Source organism: Neobacillus sp. DZ-9 (assembly GCF_059587065.1).
The window spans coordinates 1-3,017 of record NZ_JCAIOL010000038.1 but is presented as its reverse complement, the minus strand read 5'-3'; the positions used below and the strand labels follow the sequence as shown (position 1 = coordinate 3,017).

Below are 3,017 nucleotides of genomic sequence, written 5' to 3'. Positions count from 1 at the left end.
AGAAGAAGTAACCAAGTAAAAACCGAGTAATCGCCATTTTAGTTTTTCTCTCTATTTATTAGAGTAAAACCTTTTAGGTTAAGTTAGAAAGGGCGCACGGTGGATGCCTTGGCACTAGGAGCCGATGAAGGACGGGACTAACACCGATATGCTTCGGGGAGCTGTAAGTAAGCTTTGATCCGGAGATTTCCGAATGGGGGAACCCATTGCTCGTAATGGAGCAGTATCTTTACCTGAATACATAGGGTATTGAAGGCAGACCCGGGGAACTGAAACATCTAAGTACCCGGAGGAAGAGAAAGCAAACGCGATTCCCTAAGTAGCGGCGAGCGAAACGGGAACAGCCCAAACCGAAAGGCTTGCCTTTCGGGGTTGTAGGACACTCAACATGGAGTTACAAAGGAACGGGGTAGATGAAGCGATCTGGAAAGGTCCGTCATAGAAGGTAAAAACCCTGTAGTTGAAACTTCGTTCCCTCCTGAGTGGATCCTGAGTACGGCCGGACACGTGAAATCCGGTCGGAAGCAGGGAGGACCATCTCCCAAGGCTAAATACTCCCTAGTGACCGATAGTGAACCAGTACCGTGAGGGAAAGGTGAAAAGCACCCCGGAAGGGGAGTGAAAGAGATCCTGAAACCGTGTGCCTACAAGTAGTTAGAGCCCGTTAATGGGTGATAGCGTGCCTTTTGTAGAATGAACCGGCGAGTTACGATTACATGCAAGGTTAAGTTGAAGAGACGGAGCCGCAGCGAAAGCGAGTCTGAATAGGGCGTTTTTAGTATGTGGTCGTAGACCCGAAACCAGGTGATCTACCCATGTCCAGGGTGAAGTCCAGGTAACACTGGATGGAGGCCCGAACCCACGCACGTTGAAAAGTGCGGGGATGAGGTGTGGGTAGCGGAGAAATTCCAATCGAACTTGGAGATAGCTGGTTCTCTCCGAAATAGCTTTAGGGCTAGCCTCACGTAGTTAGAGTCTTGGAGGTAGAGCACTGTTTGGACTAGGGGCCCTCATCGGGTTACCGAATTCAGACAAACTCCGAATGCCAAAGACTTATCCGTGGGAGTCAGACTGCGAGTGATAAGATCCGTAGTCAAAAGGGAAACAGCCCAGACCACCAGCTAAGGTCCCAAAGTTTACGTTAAGTGGAAAAGGATGTGGAGTTGCTTAGACAACCAGGATGTTGGCTTAGAAGCAGCCACCATTTAAAGAGTGCGTAATAGCTCACTGGTCGAGTGACTCTGCGCCGAAAATGTACCGGGGCTAAACGTAACACCGAAGCTGTGGATTGACATCGTAGATGTCAGTGGTAGGAGAGCGTTCTAAGGGCGTTGAAGCTAGACCGTAAGGACTGGTGGAGCGCTTAGAAGTGAGAATGCCGGTATGAGTAGCGAAAGACGGGTGAGAATCCCGTCCACCGTATGCCTAAGGTTTCCTGAGGAAGGCTCGTCCGCTCAGGGTTAGTCGGGACCTAAGCCGAGGCCGAAAGGCGTAGGCGATGGACAACAGGTTGATATTCCTGTACCACCTCTTTATCGTTTGAGTGATGGGGGGACGCAGGAGGATAGGGTAAGCGCGCTGTTGGATATGCGCGTCTAAGCAGTTAGGCTGGTGAATAGGAAAATCCGTTCACCGTAAAGGCTGAGCTGTGACAGCGAGGGAAATATAGTACCGAAGTTCCTGATTCCACACTGCCAAGAAAAGCCTCTAGCGAGATAAAAGGTGCCCGTACCGCAAACCGACACAGGTAGGCGAGGAGAGAATCCTAAGGTGAGCGAGAGAACTCTCGTTAAGGAACTCGGCAAAATGACCCCGTAACTTCGGGAGAAGGGGTGCTTTTTGAGGTGAATAGCCTCGAAGAGCCGCAGTGAATAGGCCCAGGCGACTGTTTAGCAAAAACACAGGTCTCTGCGAAGCCGCAAGGCGAAGTATAGGGGCTGACGCCTGCCCGGTGCTGGAAGGTTAAGAGGAGGGGTTAGCGCAAGCGAAGCTCTGAATCGAAGCCCCAGTAAACGGCGGCCGTAACTATAACGGTCCTAAGGTAGCGAAATTCCTTGTCGGGTAAGTTCCGACCCGCACGAAAGGCGTAACGATCTGGGCACTGTCTCAACGAGAGACTCGGTGAAATTATAGTACCTGTGAAGATGCAGGTTACCCGCGACAGGACGGAAAGACCCCGTGGAGCTTTACTGTAGCCTGATATTGAATTTTGGTACAGCTTGTACAGGATAGGTAGGAGCCTGAGAAGCCGGAGCGCCAGCTTCGGTGGAGGCGTCGGTGGGATACTACCCTGGCTGTATTGAAATTCTAACCCGCACCCCTCATCGGGGTGGGAGACAGTGTCAGGTGGGCAGTTTGACTGGGGCGGTCGCCTCCTAAAGAGTAACGGAGGCGCCCAAAGGTTCCCTCAGAATGGTTGGAAATCATTCGTAGAGTGTAAAGGCACAAGGGAGCTTGACTGCGAGACCTACAAGTCGAGCAGGGACGAAAGTCGGGCTTAGTGATCCGGTGGTTCCGCATGGAAGGGCCATCGCTCAACGGATAAAAGCTACCCCGGGGATAACAGGCTTATCTCCCCCAAGAGTCCACATCGACGGGGAGGTTTGGCACCTCGATGTCGGCTCATCGCATCCTGGGGCTGTAGTCGGTCCCAAGGGTTGGGCTGTTCGCCCATTAAAGCGGTACGCGAGCTGGGTTCAGAACGTCGTGAGACAGTTCGGTCCCTATCCGTCGTGGGCGCAGGAAATTTGAGAGGAGCTGTCCTTAGTACGAGAGGACCGGGATGGACGCACCGCTGGTGTACCAGTTGTCTTGCCAAAGGCATCGCTGGGTAGCTATGTGCGGACGGGATAAGTGCTGAAAGCATCTAAGCATGAAGCCCCCCTCAAGATGAGATTTCCCATAGCGTCAAGCTAGTAAGAACCCTGAAAGATGATCAGGTTGATAGGTCAGAGGTGGAAGCGCGGTGACGTGTGGAGCTGACTGATACTAATCGTTCGAGGACTTAACCAAGTCAT

At 52.2% G+C, this 3,017-nt stretch carries 1 rRNA gene; it reads left to right on the top strand.

Features of this window, described 5'->3' with window-relative positions:
* The first annotated feature begins 76 nt into the window (after positions 1–76).
* A 23S ribosomal RNA gene (locus AC59HZ_RS31170) occupies positions 77–3,012 on the top strand.
* Positions 3,013–3,017 lie beyond the last annotated feature (5 nt).